Annotated in this window: 19 protein-coding genes and 1 tRNA gene; 10 read left to right on the forward strand and 10 right to left on the reverse strand. The window is 72.9% G+C overall.

All coding sequences use genetic code 11. The features are described 5' to 3' along the window. The 3 genes from VK611_27950 to VK611_27960 all read left to right on the forward strand — a co-directional run. A partial coding sequence (locus VK611_27950; protein HMG45198.1) for an exopolyphosphatase occupies positions 1–317 on the forward strand: 317 nt, incomplete at its 5' end. A gap of 47 nt (positions 318–364) precedes the next feature. Continuing rightward, positions 365–955: a GNAT family protein gene (locus VK611_27955; GenBank protein HMG45199.1), complete on the forward strand. Its 591-nt coding sequence runs from the start codon at positions 365–367 to the stop codon at positions 953–955. Next, a complete protein-coding gene (locus VK611_27960) occupies positions 943–1,722 on the forward strand; it encodes a hypothetical protein (GenBank protein HMG45200.1) in 780 nt (259 codons plus the stop codon). Before VK611_27955 ends, VK611_27960 begins: the two co-directional genes overlap by 13 nt. Before the next feature lie 40 nt (positions 1,723–1,762). Here the strand turns inward: VK611_27960 and VK611_27965 are convergent, their stop codons facing one another. Continuing rightward, on the reverse strand, positions 1,763–2,521 hold the full coding sequence (locus tag VK611_27965) for an enoyl-CoA hydratase (protein HMG45201.1): 759 nt from the start codon (positions 2,519–2,521) through the stop codon (positions 1,763–1,765). Between the two features lie 218 nt (positions 2,522–2,739). Between VK611_27965 and VK611_27970 the strand changes: the two genes are divergently transcribed. The 6 genes from VK611_27970 to VK611_27995 all read left to right on the forward strand — a co-directional run bounded on the left by VK611_27970 (position 2,740) and on the right by VK611_27995 (position 7,945). Further along, positions 2,740–4,128, forward strand: coding sequence for a D-alanyl-D-alanine carboxypeptidase family protein (locus VK611_27970; GenBank protein ID HMG45202.1), 1,389 nt, complete (start codon positions 2,740–2,742; stop codon positions 4,126–4,128). A gap of 69 nt (positions 4,129–4,197) precedes the next feature. Beyond that, on the forward strand, positions 4,198–5,508 hold the full coding sequence (locus tag VK611_27975) for a D-alanyl-D-alanine carboxypeptidase family protein (protein ID HMG45203.1): 1,311 nt from the start codon (positions 4,198–4,200) through the stop codon (positions 5,506–5,508). A 291-nt stretch (positions 5,509–5,799) separates the two neighbouring features. After that, positions 5,800–7,041 (forward strand): D-alanyl-D-alanine carboxypeptidase family protein, encoded by a 1,242-nt coding sequence (locus tag VK611_27980; GenBank protein ID HMG45204.1) that lies wholly within the window; start codon positions 5,800–5,802, stop codon positions 7,039–7,041. 127 nt (positions 7,042–7,168) lie between these two features. Then, positions 7,169–7,477: a hypothetical protein gene (locus VK611_27985; protein ID HMG45205.1), complete on the forward strand. Its 309-nt coding sequence runs from the start codon at positions 7,169–7,171 to the stop codon at positions 7,475–7,477. A 58-nt stretch (positions 7,478–7,535) separates the two neighbouring features. Then, a complete protein-coding gene (locus VK611_27990) occupies positions 7,536–7,829 on the forward strand; it encodes a hypothetical protein (GenBank protein ID HMG45206.1) in 294 nt (97 codons plus the stop codon). 30 nt (positions 7,830–7,859) lie between these two features. Continuing rightward, positions 7,860–7,945: transfer RNA gene (locus tag VK611_27995), tRNA-Leu, on the forward strand. A 174-nt stretch (positions 7,946–8,119) separates the two neighbouring features. Here the strand turns inward: VK611_27995 and VK611_28000 are convergent. The 8 genes from VK611_28000 to VK611_28035 all read right to left on the reverse strand — a co-directional run bounded on the left by VK611_28000 (position 8,120) and on the right by VK611_28035 (position 16,138). Then, on the reverse strand, positions 8,120–9,046 hold the full coding sequence (locus VK611_28000; GenBank protein ID HMG45207.1) for a hypothetical protein: 927 nt from the start codon (positions 9,044–9,046) through the stop codon (positions 8,120–8,122). Then, on the reverse strand, positions 9,039–9,584 hold the full coding sequence (locus tag VK611_28005; protein HMG45208.1) for a sigma-70 family RNA polymerase sigma factor: 546 nt from the start codon (positions 9,582–9,584) through the stop codon (positions 9,039–9,041). Before VK611_28005 ends, VK611_28000 begins: the two co-directional genes overlap by 8 nt. 100 nt (positions 9,585–9,684) lie before the next feature. Further along, complete coding sequence (locus VK611_28010; protein ID HMG45209.1) at positions 9,685–10,473, reverse strand: class I SAM-dependent methyltransferase; 789 nt, start codon at positions 10,471–10,473, stop codon at positions 9,685–9,687. Between the two features lie 56 nt (positions 10,474–10,529). Next, a complete protein-coding gene (locus VK611_28015) occupies positions 10,530–12,095 on the reverse strand; it encodes a GDSL-type esterase/lipase family protein (protein ID HMG45210.1) in 1,566 nt (521 codons plus the stop codon). Continuing rightward, complete coding sequence (locus tag VK611_28020) at positions 12,092–12,598, reverse strand: hypothetical protein (GenBank protein ID HMG45211.1); 507 nt, start codon at positions 12,596–12,598, stop codon at positions 12,092–12,094. The genes VK611_28015 and VK611_28020 overlap by 4 nt, the downstream gene beginning before the upstream one ends. 88 nt (positions 12,599–12,686) lie before the next feature. Beyond that, positions 12,687–13,349, reverse strand: coding sequence for a hypothetical protein (locus VK611_28025; protein ID HMG45212.1), 663 nt, complete (start codon positions 13,347–13,349; stop codon positions 12,687–12,689). Between the two features lie 245 nt (positions 13,350–13,594). Beyond that, positions 13,595–14,470 (reverse strand): alpha/beta hydrolase, encoded by an 876-nt coding sequence (locus VK611_28030; protein HMG45213.1) that lies wholly within the window; start codon positions 14,468–14,470, stop codon positions 13,595–13,597. 24 nt (positions 14,471–14,494) lie between these two features. Continuing rightward, entirely contained in the window at positions 14,495–16,138 is a 1,644-nt protein-coding gene (locus VK611_28035; GenBank protein HMG45214.1) for an ABC-F family ATP-binding cassette domain-containing protein, read from the reverse strand. A 31-nt stretch (positions 16,139–16,169) separates the two neighbouring features. Here VK611_28035 and VK611_28040 point away from each other — a divergent pair, with 31 nt between their 5' ends. Further along, positions 16,170–16,649: a group II truncated hemoglobin gene (locus VK611_28040; GenBank protein ID HMG45215.1), complete on the forward strand. Its 480-nt coding sequence runs from the start codon at positions 16,170–16,172 to the stop codon at positions 16,647–16,649. 29 nt (positions 16,650–16,678) lie between these two features. On the opposite strand, the gene VK611_28045 is transcribed toward VK611_28040, so the two are convergent. After that, positions 16,679–17,350, reverse strand: coding sequence for a maleylpyruvate isomerase family mycothiol-dependent enzyme (locus VK611_28045; protein ID HMG45216.1), 672 nt, complete (start codon positions 17,348–17,350; stop codon positions 16,679–16,681). Positions 17,351–17,382 lie beyond the last annotated feature (32 nt).

Below are 17,382 nucleotides of genomic sequence, written 5' to 3' on the forward strand. Positions count from 1 at the left end.
CCGACGCCCGCACGCTGGTGGGCGTGGCCGGCACCATCACCACGGTGGCGGCCGTCGAGCTGGGCCTCGCCACCTACGACCCGGCCGCGATCCACCACTTCCACCTCACCCGCGACGCCGCCGAGGACGTGTTCCGCACCCTCGCCACCGAGACCCGGGCCGACCGCATCCACAACCCGGGGCTCGAGGAGGCCCGGGCCGACGTGATCGTGGGCGGCTGCTGCGTCCTGGTGGCGATCCTGCGCCGATTCGGGTTCGACGAGATGGTCGTCTCCGAGGCCGACATCCTCGACGGCCTCCTGTTGTCGCTGGTGTGACTACGGTCGGCGGACATGTTGGGCACCCGGGAGGAGGTCGGCACGCCGTGAGCACGCTGGTCGGACGGCAGGTGTTGCTGCGGCCGTTGTCGCCCGCCGACTTCCCCGCGTGGCAGGAGGTGCGCCGCCGCAACAGCGGTTGGCTGACGCCGTGGGAGCCCGCCCGCACGCCGGGGATGCCCGACGTGGTGGAGTCTCGCGAGGCGTTCGCCATGCGCTGCAGCGCCCGCGAGCGGGAGCGCCAGCTGGGCACCGGGTTCGGCTTCGGGGTGTTCGTGGCCGGGCGCTTCGCCGGGGAGATCAACCTGTCGTCGGTGCAGCGGGGGCCTTTCCAGTCGGCCTACGTGGGCTATTGGATCGACGAGGCCCAGGCCGGAAAGAGCTTCACCCCTGAAGGGTTAGTTCTGGTTATCCGGTTCGCTTTCGATCAATTGCATTTGCATCGGGTACAGATCTCGATCATCCCCCGCAACCATCGGAGCCGGAGAGTGGTCGAGAAGCTGAAGGTGCGCGACGAGGGCATCGCCCTGCGCTATCTGGAGATCAACGGTGTGTGGGAGGACCACGTCCGCTACGCCATCACCGTCGAGGAGTGGCAGGAGCGGAGCGACGAGCTCGTGCGCGAGTGGCTGACGTGACGGGTCGTCCCACGCGGGCGACGATCGGTTGCGTCATCGGCTGCACGGCCCTCCTCCTCGCCGGGGCGGCGTGCAGCGACAAGAGCGAGGCGCGGGAGGACGGGGGCTCCCAGGAACCGTCCGAGACGACGGAGCCGGCGCCGTCGTCGGAGTCGACGGCGTCCACGACGACCACGATCGACGCGGGTGACATCGAGATCTCGGCGCCGAACGGCTGGCGCGAGGTGCCGCTGCCCACGCTGGGGTTCGGGCTGGCCGTCCCCGAGTCGTGGGAGGCGGTGCTGCTGTCGGAGGAGGGCCTCGACGCCCTGGTGCAGGCCGACCCGGCCGTCCCCGGGTTCGCCGAAGCCGCCCAGGCCACGGCCTCCGGTGGCGGGCTCTTCTACGCCGCCGGCGTCGAGGCGAGCGACCGGGTGACCGACCTCAAGGTGCGCGCCGCCCCCGAGACCGGCCTCACCACCGCCGCGGCGCTCTACAACTACGCCCAGACGCTGGCCACCGATGCCGGCCTGGTCGAGCCGAGCATCAAAGTGAAGACCGACGCCGACCGCCCCACCGTCGTGGTGCGCTACTCCAACGAGGTCGAGCGCACCGACCCGGACGACCCCGACGCCGAGCCCACGACGGTCACGGTGGAGGGCTCCGAGCAGCTGGTGGTCGCCCCCAACGGGGTCGTCTACTCGCTGATCGTCACCAGCGAGAACCCCGAGGGCCACGACGCCTTCGCCGACCGGGTGTTCGAGACGCTGGCCTTCCCGCCGAGCTGACTAGGGCATCCGACCGCCCGCTCGCCCGAGCGGGGACGAGTCAGGTCCGGCTGATCTTCCGTTGGAGCGCGGCGAGGCGCTCCTGGAAGGCCGGCTGGTTGAGCGACCACACCTGGGTGTCGAGCTCGCGCTCGACCGCGGCGGCGTGCGTCGTGATGTCGGCAACGTCGTCCAGCGTGCGCTTCACCTCCCGCGCCAGGTCGGGCGGCACGGCGGCGGCCTTGGCCGCCAGGCCCTGAGCGGTCGGGAGCAGGTCCTCGTCGGGCACCTGGCGCCACGCCAGACCCACCCGGGCGGCCTCGGCGCCGTCGAGGATCTCGCCGAACAGCACCATCGCCGCGGTCACCTGGGGCCCGACGCGGCGCCGCAGCATCCACGTGTGCCCGCCGCCGGGGTGGAGGCCGAGCTGCAGGAAGCGGGTGTCGAAGCGGGCCGAGGCGCCGGCGACGATCACGTCGCACACCAGCGCCAGGTTCACCCCGGCGCCCACCGCGGCGCCGTTCACCGCGGCGATCGTGGGCAGGGGTGAGCGGGCGAGGCGCAGGAACCCCTCGTAGATCCGGCTGAGGCCCTCGCGCTGGCTGGAGCCGAGGTGCGACAGGTCGGCTCCGGCGCAGAACGCCGGCGGGGCTCCGGTGACGACGATGGCGCGCACGTCGTCGTCGGCCTCGAGGCGGTCGACCGCGGCGCCGATCTCCTCGGTGAGGGGGAGCGTGAGGGCGTTGCGGCGCTCGGGCGCCACCAGGGTCACTGTTGCGACACCGTCACTGACGTCGACCTGTAGCTCGCTGCTCGTCATGGCCGCGAGTCTCGCCGTTCGCGGGGCGCGACCGGAAGCCGGCCAAACCTGGGCGAATCCTGGGCGGTTCTGGCCCCTCCCGCCCCCTCCGATTGTCTACGCTCCCACATGACAGGCAGAGCGAAGTTTGTTACGGTCTCGTTGCGAACCGACTCCTCATCGCCGAGGAGAACGATTGCTGGGACCAACGGGCTTGCGCTGTCCGAAGGGGAGGGACATTGGAGACGCGCCATCGACGCGCCGATGACGTCGGCCTGCAGTTGCAGGCCGATCGGAACTGGGGACGGATCGGACGACGGGCCCTCGGCGTGGTGCTGGTCGTCGCCGTGGCCGCGCCCTTCGCGCCGACCGCGGGCGAGGCGCGCCCCACCCAGGAGGACCCCACATCGGCCTCCAACGCCCAGTTCAGCGACTCCGCCATCGTCGACATCCCGGTCGATGTCGCCGCCGGCGAGTCGACCGACGTGATCGGCACGCTCGACGACATCAAGAACAACGTCGCCCGCCAGCTGGGCGATCTGGAGGCCGCCGACTCGGCCGTCGACACCGCCCAGGCCGAGCTCGACCAGGCCGACGAGGCCGTCACGGAGACCGAGACGCACATCGACGGCCTGGTCGCCGACAGCGACGACGTCGTCACCAACGCGTACGTCAACCCGCCCCGCGACGCCATCCTCGACACGCTGGCGGCCGACTCCGCCAACGACGCCGCCATCAAGTCGGCGCTCCTGTCGATGCAGGCCGAGGACGACGCCGCCACCCTCGCCGAGCTGGACGAGGCCCGCGGGACCCTCGAGGTCGAGCGCAACGCCCAGGCGGAGGTCGCCGCCCAGGCCCAGCAGAAGCGGGCCGAGAAGGAGGCGCAGCGCGCCGACCTCGAGGCCGCCACGAGCCAGCAGACCGACTTCGTGATCGCCGTGAGCAACCGCCTGGACTCGCAGCTGGCGGAGGCCGCGGCGGTGGCCCGGATCGACCCGGCCATGGCCGAGACGATCACCCGCGAGCAGTCGGCCCTCGCCGCCAAGCTGCGGGAGATCGCCGAGGCCGAGGCCTACAAGCAGGCCGTCGAGTTCCTGAAGACCGAGACGGTCCGGCTGGAGGCAGAGGCGGCGGCGCAGCGGCGTCGCGAGGAGGAGGCGGCTGCGGCCGCGGCCGCTGCCGAGGCCGCCAAGGCGAACGCCACCGCCGGCCCGGCGTCGGGCTCGCTCGGCACCGTCAACTGCCCGGCCGGCGGCACGATCACCGTCGACAGCGGCATCACCGCCGGCCTGCAGGACCTGCTGGACGACGCCGCGGCGGCCGGGGTGAGCATGTGCGGCGGCGGCTGGCGCAGCCCCGACGAGCAGATCGCTCTGCGCCGGGCCCACTGCGGTCCGACCGACTACGACATCTACGAGGCGCCGGCGTCGGCCTGCAGCCCGCCGACCGCCCGCCCCGGCACGTCGCTGCACGAGCAGGGCCTGGCCATCGACTTCACCTGCAACGGCGGGGGCGTGATCTCCAGCAGCAGCAGTCCCTGCTTCGTGTGGATGTCGAACCACGCGGCCGAGTACGGCTTCTACAACCTGCCCAGCGAAAGGTGGCACTGGTCCACGACCGGCGGGTAGTCGGGTTGTTATTGTCCGCCCGGACGCGACCGCACTGCGTGTGCAGGTGGCCGCGTTACGTGGCACCACATGGACAGACCCTCGCTCACGCCGCTGCGCTTCGCTGCCGTGGTCGGTCTCGCGCTGGTGAGCACCCTCCCCACCGCGACGTCGGCGACGTCGTCTCGGCAGCCGCCCCCGGGGACGTCGTCCGAGCAGCAGCGGGCGGAGGTGCGGGAGAAGCAGGGCGAGGTGGAGATCGAGGTCGACGTCCTGGAGGCCCGCAACTCCGAGCTGACGGCCGCGCTGGCGACGCTGGCCGACAACGTCGCCCGCCAGCAGGCGCAGCTGGAGGAGGCGCAGCGGGTGGCGGACGAGGCCGAGACGGACGTGGAGGAGGCGACGGCCGCCGTCGCCGACGCCCAGGCGCGCATCGGCGAGCTGGAGGCGGCGCGGGAGCGGCTCGTGGTCGACGCCTACATGAGCCCGCCGTCCGAGAGCGCCTTCGACGTGTTCGACGCCGGCTCGATCGCCGATGCCACCGTCAAGCAGGCGCTGCTCGACCTCCACGCCGACAGCGACGCCGACGTGCTCGACCAGCTCACCGCGGCGCACGAGGACGTCGAGATCGAGCGGCAGAACAAGGAGGCCGTCGCGGCCGAGGCGGAGCGCAAGCGGGGTGCGGCGGAGGATGCGCTGGCCCGGGTCGAGGCGGCCCAGGCGCAGCAGCAGGCCTTCGCCGACGAGGCCGCCGCCTCCCTCGACCGCAAGCTCGCCGAGTCGGCCCAGCTGGAGGAGATCGACCAGGAGCTGTCCCGCAAGATCGCCGAGGAGCAGGCCGCCCTGGCCCGACGCCTGGCCGAGGAGGCCGCGGCCCGGGCTGCCCGCGAGCAGGCGGCCAACCAGAGCAGGGGCGGCGGTGGTGGTGGCGGCGGATCGGGCGGCGGTGGTGGGGGCGCTTCCGTGGGCCCGGGCACGATCGCTCCTGTCCCCGGCGGGTTGGCGAGGGTGAGCTGCCCGGCCGGCAAGTCGATCACGGTGGCAGGGTCGGTGGCGGACGAGCTGCGCCGGCTGCTCGACGCCGCCGCGGCCGACGGCGTGGTCATGTGCGGCTGGGGCTGGCGCAACCCGCAGCAGCAGATCGCCCTGCGCCGGTCGCACTGCGGCTCGTCCGACTACGCCGTCTGGCACATGCCGGCCGGCGCCTGCTCCCCGCCGACGGCCCGGCCCGGCTACTCGATGCACGAGACCGGCCTGGCCATCGACTTCTACTGCGGCAACGGCGGCTCGATCAGCTCGCGGCGCAACTCCTGCTTCCGGTGGCTCGACGGGCATGCGTCGTCGTACGGCCTGTACAACCTCCCCAGCGAGCCTTGGCACTGGTCGACCAACGGCCATTAGGAGCCGAGCGATCCGGGCGTTCGTCACGGCCCACGAGTCCGGCATTGGGCGGCCGAGCCCCAGCTCCACAGCGAGGCTCCCGGCAGCGCAGCACCGCAACACGAGTCAAGGCGGACCAGTCAGCGCACGTCCCAACGGGTCTCCCAGCGAGACTCCGCCGACTGCGTGGCACGGGCTGGCGGAGACCGTTACGATCCCGTGTCGCTGTCAGGCCGGGGTGCGGGCACAGGAACGCTTCCTCCTGCCTGCGCCACGGGAGGGTTCCGGAGGACTGTGGTTAGTCGTCGTCAGTTGAGGTGGGTTCGTGTCGCGCTCGCGGTCGTCGTGAGCGGCGTCGTGCTGGTGCCGCCGGCGTCGCAGGCCGTCCCCCGGCAGGAGTCCGACCCGGACGCCGGCGACGACTCCGGGCGCAGCTCCGAGGGCGGCAGCGTCGACGTCGACATCCAGGTCGACCGGGCCGACGAGGCCGACATCGAGAACGCCTTCGGGACCATCCGCGAGAACGTCGAGACGCAGCTGGCGGCGCTGACCACGGCCGAGCAGGCGGTCCAGGCGGCCGACCTGGCGGTGACCGCGGCCGAGCAGCGGGTGGCGGCCATCCAGCTGGAGATCGACGGTCTGATCGGGCAGTCAGACGAGGTGGTGGTGCGGCGCTTCGTCAACCCGCCCGCGCAGAACGCCATCGACGCCTTCACCGCCGACTCCGTCGCCGACGCCACCATCAAGCACGCCCTGCTCGACATGCAGGCCGACGCCGACGCCGCGGTCCTCGACCGGCTCCACGGGCTGGAGGCCGACCTGCAGGAGCAGCGCCAGGCCGAGGAGGACGCCCGCTCCGACGCGACCGACAAGCGGTCCCAGGCCGAGACCGCCCTGGCCGACCTGGAGGACGCGGCGACGCAGCAGGTGACGTTCGCCCGGGAGATCGAGCGGCGGATGGAGCGCAACCTGGGCGAGATCGAGGGGCTGCGGCAGACCGACCCGGCGCTGGCGGACCAGATGCAGGCGCAGATCGACCAGCTGGCCGTCCAGCTCGACGACGCCCGCATCCGGATCGAGCAGGAGGACCGGCTCCGGGAGCTCGACATCGACCTGCCCACGGTGGAGGGGCCGTCCACCATCGACATCGACGCCATCGAGGGCAACATCATCACGGTGACGTGCCCCATCGGGGGGTCGATCGAGGTGCACAAGGACATCGCCGACTCGACGCGTGACCTGCTCAACCTGGCCGATCAGCAGGGGGTCCCGCTGTGCGGCAACGGCTACCGGAGCATCTCGGCGCAGATCGCCCTGCGGAAGTCCAACTGCGGCGGCAACGTGTGGTCGGCCCCGGCGTCGGCCTGCTCGCCGCCGACGGCGCGGCCGGGCCAGTCGATGCACGAGCGGGGGCTGGCCATCGACTTCACGTGCAACGGGGGCTCGGTCAGCCGGGGAGGCAGCTGCTACGTGTTCCTGATGGACAACGGACCCGACTTCGGCCTCTACAACCTGCCGGGCGAGCCCTGGCACTTCTCCTCCGACGGGACGTAGCGGGTTTTCTTCGGGGCTCCGGCCCTTGACTGTCACACCCCTCCAACCACCCCGCCGCCGCCCCAAGCGGTGTTAAGGGCGGCTGGCGCCGCCTTAACTGTCACACCCCTCCGGGATGATGCGGGGCATGGAAGCGGTGTCGCTGCGGTTCGTCTCGGTGGCCCGGGTGCTGGCCGACGAGGCCCGGGCCCTGGGGCTGCACGCACCCGCGTTCCGGAGCCCGCCGCGGCTGGTGGGGGTGGGGCGCTCGATCGTCCGGCGGCGTGACGGCGGCTGCACCGTCTCGGTGGCGCTGCGTGGGCGGCCGTGGGCGGCGGTCCTGGCCGATCTCGTGGAAGGAGTGGTGGTGACGAACCGGTTGCGTGGCGTGGCGGCCGATCGGTGTCGGGGACGCCTGTGGGAGAGGCTCGGTGAGGCCGGTGAGCAGGCTGCCTGACGTTCAGGTGAACGCCGAACGTCGAGAAACCTCCCGCGGCGACGCGTAGCCTTCGCTCGTGCGCACGACGCGAATGCTGCTGGAGAAGCTGGTGGTGAACGGGCAGGAAGTCGTGACCAGCTATGCGGACGTGTTCGTGGTCATCCGTGACGGCGCGGCGGTGCCCGGTCCGAACGACTGGGAGGTGACCGCCCGGAGCGACGACGGCGTCGCCCTGGAGCCGGGCGAGCACGTCCTCCACCTCGAGGGCCTCGACGGCAGCACCCTCACCGGCCGGGCGCTCCTCCGCTTCAGCGACGGCAGCCGCCTCCTCTTCCGCGGCGACGGCCACTTGGCCGGCTTCTCGGGCTGACCCAGGCGCTGACGTAGCCTGCACCTGCCCGCCCGGGTGGCGGAACTGGTAGACGCACGGGGCTTAAACCCCTGTGGTCCTCTTGGACCGTGCGGGTTCGACTCCCGCCCCGGGCACCCAGAACAAGGGAACGACCGGCGGGCCGTGCCCCTGGTGGCGGCCCCGCCCCGGCCCGCTCGACGGCGGCCCGGATGTCGGGCACACGATCTTGGCGGACGGGCGGCACCGGCGCGTGAGCACGGGCCATCACCCGGGCCATCACCCCCACCTTCGCCGCCGCCTGATCCCGGTCAGGGGCTGGCGAGGCGGCGGAGGTGTTCGACCAGGTGGAAGGTGTGGGCCTCGCCCAGGTAGCTGTGCACCGCGTAGAGGCACGACGGGTCGGCGCCCTGGAGCTGGAACTGGACGACCATGTCCTCCGGCTCGGGCTCGGCGGGCGGGCCGGGGGTGAGGTCGGGGATCGGGACCACCTCGCCGTCGACGACGATCGACGTGTCGGGTTGGGGCGTCCCGGGGAGGTCGCCTCCCCACCCGGCGACGCTGCCGTCCGACCAGGTGTGCACCACCGGCCGCTGGGTCACCAGGTCACGGACCGACTCGAGGCCCATCGACTCGCCCATGCCGGGCGGCACCGGTGGCATGACGATGGCGTAGACGGTGAAGGTGTTGCGGCCCGCGTCGGGGGTGGCGAGCGCACCGTCGTCGGGTGTGCCGGGCGCTCCGGCGAGGTCGTACTCGACGCCCCAGCGGCCCGGCTGGCCCCGCGTCGTCATGCGGGGGGTGGCGCCGGCGCCCTCGCCGAGGTCGGAGGGGGCGACCACGGGGCACTTCGCCGCGGCGTCCGGGTCGCTGTCGGCGGCCTCGACGTAGGCCGGGGCGGCCGAGGCCGGCAGCGGCGCGGCCGCCCACGGCGGCGTCGGCCCGAAGGGGTCGGCCGGGGGCGGTGCCGAGGTGGCCGAGGTCGGCGGCGTGGCCGAGGAGGGCGGCTCGGTGGCCGACGGGGCGGCGGTCCGGGTGTCGGCGCCGGGCGCGGCGGGCTGGGCGACCAGCCAGGCCGGCACGCCGACCGCGGCCAGGGCCACCGCCACGGTGGCGACCGTGAGGGCCCGCCGGCGATGGGTGCGCCGCTGGGCCTGGTCGGCGATCCAGTCGATGGGCAGCGGCGGCGTCTCGGGCCGCTCGATCAGCGGGCGCAGGAGGGTCTGCAGGTCATCCATGGTGGGTCTCCTCGAACCGGGGGTCGTCCGTGGCGAGTCGGGCCGCCAGCGTGTGGCGGGCGGTGGTGAGGTAGGACGAGGCGGCGCCGCGGGTGATGCCCATGAGCGCGGCCACCTCGGCCTCGGGCAGGTCGAGCACGTAGCGGAGGGCGACCGCGGTGCGCTGGCGGTCGGGCAGGGCGCGCACCGCGGCCCACACCTCGGGCTGGAGGGACGACGGGGCGGTCGACGTGGCCGGGGCCGGCAGCGCCGTGCGCAGCACCGCCCGCCGCACCAGGTCGCGCTCGCGCCCGAGGCACCGGGCCCGGCGGCGCACCACGTTGAGCGCCACGCGGTACAGCCACCCGCCCGGCGAACCCATGGTCCGCACCCGGTCCCACCGCTCGTAGGCCCGCACGAACGCCTCGGCGGTGGCGTCGGCGGCCACGTCGGCGCTCCCGGCGACGATCGTCAGCGCGGCCAGGACCCGGGGATGCTGCTCCCGGTACCAAGCCGCGAACCCTTCTCGCTCCAACATCACGCCCCCGAGCCCCGACACCCCTCAGAACGCTTTGCCCCCACCGACATTTCCACCGCCGCGGGCATCGGCCCAGGCGGGGGATGGTGCCCGTCCCTGACCCGATGCGGGCATCGGTGAGCTACTCCACCAGGCCGACCAGCACCGTGACCTGGATGTGCTCGGTGAACGGCGCGTGCGGGTCCAGAGCGCGGGCGACCCGCTCCGCGAACTCGGGTCGCTGCTCCGGCGCGGGCAGTTCGGCGACCGGCAAGGCCGAGAAGACGTTCCCGACGACTTGCTCCAGGTCCATCGTGTCCGAGTACTCCACGGTCCGTTCGTGCACCGCGAACCCCGCCTCGACCAGGTTCGCCCGATACTCCGCGCGGTCCTCGTCGTCCGAGCCGAAGGTTCGGGTGAGCTTCTTCCCCCGCCACTGCTCGAGCAGCTCTCGAAGGGCCCGGGACCAGCCGCTGTCCTGGAGCCAGACCGGCCTGCCGTTGACGATCACGGCGAGCCCACCGCCCGTCCGGACCAAAGGCCGAACCACCCGGAACAGCTGGGTGGCGTCCATCCAGTGCAACGCCTGGCCGATCGTGATCGCGCCCAGCGAACCCTCGCCCAGCAACGCTCCCAGAGCTGGCACGTCGGAGTCCGCGCCCACGACCCAGGTCACGTTCCCCAGCCCACGCTCGGCCGCTGCGGCGCGCCCGCGACCCACCATGTCCGGCTCGGGGTCCATGCCGATCACCGCTCGCACCCGCGGCGCCATCGGCAGGCTGAGCTGGCCGGTCGCGCATCCGAGGTCGAGCACGACGTCGTCGCCGGTCAACGAGAACGCCTCGGTGAGCACGTCGAAGACCGCCTCCGGGTACCCACGCCGGTATCGGTGGTAGTAGTCGGTCACCTCACCCCGAAATCCCAGATCCATACCCTCAGTCTGCCGTCAAGCGGGAGCGCGATCGGCTGCGTGGCTCTGGTGCGGGGTCAGGCGGCATCGATCTTGTCGAGGGCGAGTCGGACCACCTGGCGGGAGCGGGCGAGGGCCGAGGCCTCGGGGTCGGCGAGGTCGTCCCGGTTCGTGGCGGCGCCGGCGGAGTAGAGGAGCTCCACGACGACGTTGCCCCGCTGGACCACGAAGTCCAGGCCGAAGTTCGCCCGGCGTTCGTAGCCGTTCCACCCGCCGTGGACGAAGGCCAGGGGCGTCTCGCCCACCTGGCCCGCGCAGTCGGCCAGACCCAGGCGTGCCTCTTCCAGGTAGGCCGCCGCCTCGTCGGCGCCGGGGAAGACCAGCAGGTCCTCGTGGACGAGCACGTTGCCGACGAACTGCGCCCCGTCCGGGGTGACGTCGGTATCGGCCGCCTGGACCATCAGTTGGTTCCAGCGCGCATCGTCCCAGGTCTCGGTGTGTTGACGAGGGTCGACGCAGCCGTAGGTGCGGGCCTGGGAGGCCACGTCGTACACGCCCTCCACGGCGAACCGACCCGGGACGAGATCGTCCGGGGTGAGCAGTGCATCCTCGAGGTCGCCGGCCGTCGCCGCGTCGTCGTCACCTTCGAGCAGCTCGGGGACGTCGTCCTCGATGAGCGCGGCCAGGGCCTGGCCGGTGGCGGTGTGGCCGTCCTGGTTCGGGTGGTAGGAGCGCTCGACGCGGAAGCTGCCGTCCTGGCTGACCTGCAGGCCGTTCAGCCACGGGTCGTCGGTGCACAGGCCGTGTCGGCTGTCGTCGTTCTCGTAGACGTCGGCCACGTCGAGGTAGTGGAACTCCACGTCTGGATGTCGTGCGGCGGCATCGTCCACCGCGCCCTCGACGGCGTCGTTGAGGCGGGCCCCGCTGTTGCGGATCTTCTCGATGTGCTTGCGCCCGATCCACTCGCAGGACTGCCACACGTAACGGTTGACCCAGGGCCACCGGTCGACCTCTTCGAACATCTGCGGGTACCCGAGCACGAAGACGTGCCCGCCGGGTTGCACGGCGTCGGCCATCTCGTCGTAGAGCTGCGGCAGCTGCCACCGGCCGTAGTACCCGTCGCCGATGGACCGGCGGCCGGCGAGCATGTCGATCCGGTCGCGGATCTCCTCCTCGGTGATGGCGCAACCGTGGTCGTCGATGTCGGTGAACGGCACGCCGAGCGTCACGTTGTCGAGGAGGCACTCCTGCAGGATCGGGGAGAAGCCGATGTCGTTGCCGCCGAAGCTGAATGAGATCACGTCGGGCCGGCGGCCGCCGAGTCGGGCGGTGGCCTCGTCGAGCTGGGACGGGGCCTGGTGGGACTTGTGGCCGGTGCAGGCGACGAGCGCCTGGTTCTCGGCCCGGGCCTCGGCTCCCCACAACTCCTCGTAGGCGACCGCCGCCCAGGCCGAGCCCGACCCGCCGCCACTGGCCCGCTGGCACTCGCCGGCCGCCTCGGCGATCCCTTCGCCCGACGAGTAGGAGTCGCCCAGCGCCACCCACACCGGCGGCTCGGCGGCCGGCTCCTGGGCGGTGCCGGCGCTGGGCAGGGTGGCGACCAGCAGTGCCGCCAGCGGCAGCAGGGTGACGCGTGCCTTCACAGGTCGACCCCCAGCTGGTCCAGTCGCCCCTCGATGCCGGTCATCACCAGGCGGAGATCCTCTGCGGTGGTGGCGTCGAGGCGGTCGTCGGCGGCACACGACGTCTGGGCCCGGCCCAGCACACCCAGCAGGGCGCCGTAGCCCTCGCGGAGCACGGGGTCCGGAACCGCGGCGGTGGCGGTCGCCAGTGGTTGAGGTTCGGGCATCTGTTCGAGCGCCTCGAGCTCGGGACAGGCTGCGGTCGGGCCGGCGGCCACCATCCGCCGGCCGACGGTGGTGGCCTCCTGCAGGGGGGCGCCGTTCTCGCCGGCGAGGTAGGCGCCGACCTCGGCCGGGTCGGCGCCGGGCAGCTCGTCGAGGTGGTCGCGGATCTCCTCGCGGGACGGGCCCGATCCGTCGGATCCGTCGGCGACCAGTCGCCAGGCCACGACCGCGCCGACCACGACGGCCGCCGCCACTCCCGCGGCGATGCCGCGCCTCCCCCGTAGTGCTCCCACGTTCACCGTTGCCCGGGCTCCTTGGCTCGTCGACCCGGGCATGCTTGTTCGCCCTGCCGACCCGACGCCACCTGACCGGCGGTCGGGCCTCCGGTCAGGTGCCGGCGGGTTGGCGGAACAGGACGACGGCGACGACGAGGACCCAGACCGGGAAGAGCATGAAGGCGACGAACCCGGCCGGTCCGGCCACGGCGACGATGCCGAGGACCAGCGAGACCCAGCCGAGCCACGTGGGCAGCGCCCGTGACGTCAGGGTGTGCCAACCGGTGGCGAGCAGCATCACGGCCATGCCGGCGATCACCGGCAGGAAGTTGTCGTTGTCGACGATGTTGAGCGTCTGGGCCACCTCGGGCTGGCCGAGCTCGGCGGCGTCGATCAGGGCGAACTGGATCATGCCGAAGATGCCGATCCCGGTCGCGCAGACGCCGCCACCGCCGAACACCACGGTGGCCAGCCATTCCGGCCCGGTCTGCCGCAACCGGTCGCGCAGCACGCCGGCGAAGAAGACCAGCAGCACGGCGCCGAGGCCGGCGGCGGCGATGCCGGCGAAGACCGGGCCGGAGTCCTCGTAGTGGGCGATGACCTCGCTGCCGGGGGCGTCGACGGCCGGCGTGTCGCCGGAGCTCAGGAGGCCGATCCCGAAGGCGACGGCGAACAGCACGCCGGCGAGCGGTGCCGCCCGCTCGAGGCGTCCCGGGCCGGTCGGGCTTCCGTTCGCGCCGGCCTCGAAGGTCGCCAGGGTGTCGTGTGTGGACATGGTCTCGTCTCCCCGTCTGGAGTGGTGTGTCGGACGGGTATCGAGGAGACCTGGTGGCGGTATCGGTTCGGTATCGGTGAACGAGCCACGCGCTCGGGGGAGCCCGAGCTGTGAGCTGGGCTCCCCCGGGTGTGGTGCGGTTCCCTGTGGATCGTCGGCTCGGGAGCCGTCGACCCGCCTCCCGCTAGGGATCCGGTGCCGGGACGAACCCTAAGACGACCGGCCCCGGCGGCACATCCGTAATCTCACGGATTCGTGCGATGACGTTCGAGGAAGCCGAGGATCGCCTGGTTGAAGACCTCGTTGCGATCGCCGGCGACCATGTGGCCGGCGCCGGCGACGTCGGCGAACTCGGCGTGGGGGACCCGCTCCAGGAAATCCCGGGCCCCCTCCTCGCTCAGCAGGTCGCTCGACCGCCCGCGCACCAGCAGGGTGGGGATCGTGAGCCCGTCGACCGCCTTCTCGAGACGGTCGGGCTCGACGACCGAGGCGCGCGTCTCGTCGGCCGAGCCGAACTTCCCCCTCACGAACCGCGGGTCCCAGTGCCACGCCCAGCGGCCGTCGGGGCGTTGCCGCAGGTTCTTCGCCAGCCCCGACAGGTTGGACGGGCGGGGCCGATGCGGGTTGTAGGCGGCGATGGCGTCGGCGGCCTCCTCGAGCGTGGCGAAACCGTCCTCGTTGCCGGTCATGAACGCACCGATCCGCTCGGTCCCGGACTTCTCCACCCGGTGGGCGACGTCGACCAGCACCAGCGCCCGGGCGAAGGCGGCCTGGTCCTCCGAGTCGGCAACGGCGATCAGCGAGGCGAGGCCGCCGAGCGATGCCCCCACCAGGATCGGGCGCCCGCCGACGCTGGCGCGCAGCGCGGTGACGTCGGCGGCGAAGGCGTCGAGCGAGTAGTCACCGTCGTCGGACCAGTCGCTGTCGCCGTGCCCGCGGAGGTCGACCGACCAGGACCGCCAGCCCGCGTCGGCGAGCACTCGCCAGGTGCCGGCCCACGAGTGGCGGGTCTGCCCGCCGCCGTGGAGCAGCACGACCGGCGGCCCGTCGTCCGGCCCGGCGACGTCGGCGGCCAGCCGCAGCCCGTCGGCGCCGGGGACCTGCACCGTGGTGGTTGCCATGCCGCAGGCTACCGACGGCAGCCTTTAGCCAGAGGCGGCGGGCAGGTGCAGTTCGATCGTGTGGTCGACGTCGACGGCCTCGAGGAACGTCCGGTCGTGGGTGACCAGCAGGAGGGTGCCGTGCCACGTGGTGAGGGCCTGCTCCAGCTGCTCGATGGCGGCGATGTCGAGGTGGTTCGTGGGCTCGTCGAGCACCAGGCAGTTCACGCCCTGCGCCATCAGGGTGGCGAGCACGGCCCGGGTCCGCTCCCCGGGCGACAGCGACGCCGCCGTCCGCAGCACGTGGTCGGCGGACAGCCCGAACTTCGCCAGCAGGCTCCGAGCCTCCTGGACCAGCAGCCCGGTCGCCGCGGTGAAGGCGTCGATCAGCGGCCGGGTGTCGGTCAGCTGGGCGCGGGCCTGGTCGAGCTCGCCGACCACCACTCCCGGGCCCAGCCAGCGGTCGCCGGCGGCGAGGGGGAGGCGGCCGAGGATCGCGGCGAGGAGGGTCGTCTTGCCGCTGCCGTTGGGGCCGAGGATCGCCAGGCGGTCGGCCCAGCGGACCTCCAGGTCGATCGGCCCCAGCCGGAAGTCGCCCCGCTCGACCATCGCACCCGTCAGCCGGGCGACGACGTCACCGCTGCGGGGCGCGGCCGCGATGTCGAGCTGCAGCTGCCAGCCCTCCCACGGCTTCTCGACCTGATCCAGCCGGTCGAGGGCCTTCTCGGTGATCTGCACCTTGGCGGCCTGCTTCTCGGTGCGGTTGATGCGGAAGTCGCGCTGGGCCTTGTCATTGTCGCGGGGTCGCTTCGACTCCCGCTTCACGCCCGCCACCGCCCACTGCCGCTGGCGGCGGGCCCTGTCCTCCAGATCGCGCCGGGTGCCCCGGTACTCGGTGTAGGCCTCCTCGGCGTGACGCCGGGCAACGGCCTTCTCCTCCTGGAACGCCTCCCAGCCGCCGTTGTAGAGCGTGCCCTGGTGGTGGTGCTCGTCGATCTCGAGCACCGAGCGGATCGTGCGGGCCAGGAACGCCCGGTCGTGCGACACGATCGCCATCGCCGCCGGTGAGCGGGCCACGAACTGCTCCAGCCGGTCGAGCCCGTCGAAGTCGAGGTCGTTGGTGGGCTCGTCGAGCAGCAGGACGTCGTGCTGCGACAGCAGGATGCCGGCCAGCGACACCCGGGCCGCCTGGCCGCCGGAGAGGGTCGACATGTCCTGGTCGAGCACGACCTCGGGCAGGCCCAGGTCGGCGGCCACCTCGGCGGCCCGGACGTCGAGGTCGGCGCCGCCCAGCCGCAGCCAACGGTCGAACGCCAGCGCGTAGCGGTCGTCGGCCCCCGGTTCGCTCACCGCGAGGGCCAGGGTCGCCACCTCCAGCTCGACGGTGGCGGCGGCGACGCCGGTGCGTCGGGCCAGTGCGGCGCGCACCGGTTCTCCCGGGCGCCGCTCGGGCTCCTGGGGCAGGTAGCCGACGGTGGCGGTGGCCGGCGCCAGGGAGACCGACCCCTGGTCGGGCGCGATCGTGCCCGCCAGCACCTTCAGCAGCGTCGACTTGCCGGTGCCGTTGGGGGCCACCACGCCGAGCCGGTCGCCGGAGCCGATCGTGAGGTCGACGCGGTCGAGCACCGTCGCGGGCCCGAACGACACCGTGATGCCGCGCGCCACCAGGGAGACCAGGAGTTCGGGCACGCTCGACGGTACCCGTCGATAGCTTGCGGCCATGAACGACTTTCGACCGACCTCGACCCCGACCCTGTACGACTGGGCGGGCGGGCAGGCCGCGATCGAGCGGATGATCAACGCTTTCTACGACCGGGTCGAGCAGGACGACCTGCTGGGCCGGCTGTTCCCCGGTGGCGTGAGCGCCGAGCACCGCGACCACGTGACGACGTGGTGGTCGGAGGTCTTCGGTGGCCCGTCGCAGTACACCGACGAGCTGGGCGGCTACGAGCACATGCTGGGCAAGCACGAGGGGCTGGCGATCACCGCCGACCAGCGGCACCGCTTCGTGTCGTTGATGAGCCTCGCCGCCGACGACGCCGGGCTCCCCGACGACCCCGAGTTCCGCTCCGCCCTCCTCGCCTACCTGGAGTGGGGCACCCGGCTGGCGTTCGCCAACTCGCAGGCGGGCGCCGAGCTCGTCGAGCACGCTCCCGTCCCCCGCTGGGGTTGGGGCGAGGCGCCTCCGTACGAGGGGTAGCCGGTAGCCCGCGGCGCGGCCGCGGGCCGTCAGACCCGGATGTCGAGGCAGGTCAGCCGGTCGACGGCGTTGGTGGAGCCGTCCAGCTCGACGGAGGTCACGTCGCGGCGGCCGGCCAGCCACAGCAGGCACTCGCCGGGGGTGCCCCGGATCGTGACCGGCTCGCCCGGCCCGGAGCCTGTCAGCACCTGCCCGTCGGGCAGCTCCAGGCGCAGGGTCACGTAGCCCAGCAGGCCGTGCTGGTAGCGCAGGAGCCAGCGCAGGCAGGGGACGAGGTCCGGGTTCTCGTCGGTGGTGCGGACGGGCAGGTCGTTGGCCCGCCGGACGTCCTCGTGGTGGACCCACACCTCGAACAGGCCGACGGGGGCCACCGAGGGGCGGCGCAGCAGCCGGGGCGGGTCGCCCGACAGCCGCTCGACCGCGGTGTCGAAGCCGAGGCGGCGGAAGCGGCGGACGTCGCGCTGGTAGGTCGACCGGAACAGCTCGTTGAGCCGCCACCCGTAGCGGGCGACCACCACCCGGCCCACGAAGGTCGGCACCCCGGCGAGCTGCTCGGTGGCCACGACGTGGGCCGCCAGGTCGGTCGTGGTCCACGCCCCGGCGAGCGTCGGCCGGTCGGGCCCCACGTCGCGGAACGTCTGCGCCAGGCACCTCCGCTCGGTCACGAACGCACCACCCACGCTCGCCTCCGCCTCTCCCATACCGCCTCCCTACCCCGGGAGGCGCTCCGCAC

The organism is Acidimicrobiales bacterium (genome assembly GCA_035316325.1).
GTDB lineage: Bacteria > Actinomycetota > Acidimicrobiia > Acidimicrobiales > VFJN01 > DASXTK01.

Bases quoted from the DNA above. Each gene is read 5' to 3' on its own strand.
- VK611_27965 (HMG45201.1), bottom strand. From the start codon at position 2,521: ATGACGAGCAGCGAGCTACAGGTCGACGTCAGTGACGGTGTCGCAACA.
- VK611_27975 (HMG45203.1), top strand. From the start codon at position 4,198: ATGGACAGACCCTCGCTCACGCCGCTGCGCTTCGCTGCCGTGGTCGGT.
- VK611_27985 (HMG45205.1), top strand. From the start codon at position 7,169: ATGGAAGCGGTGTCGCTGCGGTTCGTCTCGGTGGCCCGGGTGCTGGCC.
- VK611_28000 (HMG45207.1), bottom strand. From the start codon at position 9,046: ATGGATGACCTGCAGACCCTCCTGCGCCCGCTGATCGAGCGGCCCGAG.
- VK611_28010 (HMG45209.1), bottom strand. From the start codon at position 10,473: ATGGATCTGGGATTTCGGGGTGAGGTGACCGACTACTACCACCGATAC.
- VK611_28025 (HMG45212.1), bottom strand. From the start codon at position 13,349: ATGTCCACACACGACACCCTGGCGACCTTCGAGGCCGGCGCGAACGGA.
- VK611_28030 (HMG45213.1), bottom strand. From the start codon at position 14,470: ATGGCAACCACCACGGTGCAGGTCCCCGGCGCCGACGGGCTGCGGCTG.
- VK611_28040 (HMG45215.1), top strand. From the start codon at position 16,170: ATGAACGACTTTCGACCGACCTCGACCCCGACCCTGTACGACTGGGCG.
- VK611_28045 (HMG45216.1), bottom strand. From the start codon at position 17,350: ATGGGAGAGGCGGAGGCGAGCGTGGGTGGTGCGTTCGTGACCGAGCGG.